Origin of the sequence: Streptomyces sp. AF1A, from assembly GCF_047340315.1 — a bacterium.
In the GTDB taxonomy this organism is placed as follows: Bacteria; Actinomycetota; Actinomycetes; order Streptomycetales; family Streptomycetaceae; genus Streptomyces.
Window position 1 is genome coordinate 1 of the sequence record NZ_JBLEBI010000380.1, and the last position, 1,220, is coordinate 1,220.

Annotated in this window: 1 protein-coding gene and 1 pseudogene; both read right to left on the bottom strand. The window is 69.6% G+C overall.

Annotated elements, in window-relative coordinates; genetic code table 11:
• A pseudogene (locus tag ACLU3S_RS36980) lies at positions 1-128 on the bottom strand (IS481 family transposase); the annotation flags it as partial.
• Between the two features lie 170 nt (positions 129-298).
• Positions 299-1,220, bottom strand: a 922-nt coding sequence (locus tag ACLU3S_RS36985) for an IS1380 family transposase (protein ID WP_413956352.1), incomplete at its 5' end; no start/stop codon positions are given.

Genomic DNA, 1,220 nt, shown 5'->3' on the forward strand with positions numbered 1-1,220 from the left:
TAGTTGTATTGCCCTGAGAGGTTGGGGACGCGGCTGGCGGGTGGTTGCCCTTTCAGCGCGGTGTGTCCGCGGTGGTGATTGTAGGTGTGCAGCCACTGCGGGAACGCTTCCCGGCGCTCGGCTTCTGACTGGTTAGCCTCGATCTTGCATGACGGTCCGCCGACGGAGTCGGTGGACCGTTTCGCTTTCGGTGGCTGATGGCGGGCATTCCGAGGGCCCGAGTGTCGCCTCGGGTGGACGCCGGGTCCCACTGCTCCGGGCTGGTTCCTCTTCTTGTAGGGACAGGCGAATCAGCTGGTCAGCCGGGGTTCGGCAGGAGCGCAAGTCGTTCAAGGGCGGCGGATATCTCGCCGGTCCAGGGCCAGTGGCGGGCGAGGCGGAGGATGCGGCGTCGGCCGGTGGTGACGAGCTGGGCGGCCGCGGAGAACAGGCGGAACCGCAGTCGGCGGGGCTCCCAAAGACGGGCCTGGTCGGTCAGGGCGAGCATGGGCATCCAGGCCAGGAGGTCAAGCGCGACCTGGACGATCTCCAGCCAGACCTTGTTCTGCGCGGTGTGGTGCAGGGGCAGGTTGCGTAGGCCGGTGGACCGGGCGGCCCGGATCCGGTCCTCGGCCCGGGCCCGCAGCCGGTGACGGAGCTCGAGCTCGGCGATCGGCCGGTCAGGAGTGTTGGTGGCGAAACAGGTGATCCGCATGCCGTCCGCGTCCGTGATCCTCAACTGGGCACCGGGGTGTGGCCGTTCCTTGCGGACGATCAGCCGCATCCCCTTCGGCCAGCCGTCCAGCAGGCTGCCGGTGAGCTCGGCGACCCAGGCCCCGTCACGGACCTCACCGTTGGTCTCGACGGCCGCCGTCCAGGCCGGGGCGGGGACCTTCAGCACATGTTCGTGGATCGCTTCGGTGACCGTCATGCCGACCGAGTAGGACAGCCACCGGCCTCGCCTGGCGAGCCAGGACACGAAGTCGTGGGTGCCGCCGGCGGAGTCCGTGCGGATCAGTGTCTGCCGTCCTCGCCGGTAGCGCTTGGGCAGTTGGGCCAGGGCGAGCCGGGCGGTGGTGATGTGGTCGGCGGCCGTGTTCGAGCCCGCGTTCCCCGGCCTGAGCAGGGCCGCGACCGGCTCGCCGGTTCCGCCCGGGCCGTGGTCGACGAAGGCCGTCAAAGGGTGATGGCCGTAGGTCTTCTTCCAGGTCGCGGTCGCGTCCTCCTTGTCGGAATGCGCG